1 protein-coding gene is annotated in these 482 nt (G+C 66.8%); it reads right to left on the bottom strand.

The genetic code is table 11. The annotated features are described in order from the left end of the window. Positions 1-482, bottom strand: a 482-nt coding sequence (locus FE811_RS27120) for a CoA transferase subunit A (RefSeq protein WP_140849613.1), incomplete at both ends; no start/stop codon positions are given.

Raw genomic sequence — 482 nt, 5'->3', positions numbered from 1 at the left:
CCGCATTTCGCCGCCGGCACGTTGAAGTTGCGCGCGGTCTTGCGGAAGATCACGTTGCCGGTCTCGTCCGCCTTCCAGCCCTTGACGATCGACAGGTCGGCGACGATGGCGCGTTCCAGGATATAGGTCTGGCCGTCGAAATCCTTGTGTTCCTTGCCCTCGGCGACCACGGTGCCGACGCCGGTCCGGGTATAGAAGCCGGGGATGCCGGCGCCGCCCGCCCGCATGCGCTCGGCCAGGGTGCCCTGCGGGTTGAATTCCAGCTCCAGCTCGCCCGACAGGTATTGCCGCATGAACTCGGCGTTCTCGCCGACATAGGAGGAGATCATCTTGCGGATCTGCCGCGAGTCGAGCAGCTTGCCCAGCCCGAAGCCGTCGACGCCGCAATTGTTGGAGGCGATGGTCAGGTCCCTGGTCCCCGCCCGCAGGATCGCCTCGATGGCGAGCTCGGGGATGCCGCAAAGCCCGAAACCCCCGGCCGC

It is taken from the genome of Paracoccus sp. FO-3, assembly GCF_006386455.1.
In the GTDB taxonomy this organism is placed as follows: domain Bacteria; phylum Pseudomonadota; class Alphaproteobacteria; order Rhodobacterales; family Rhodobacteraceae; genus Paracoccus; species Paracoccus versutus.
This window is presented reverse-complemented; position numbering and strand designations above follow the sequence as displayed.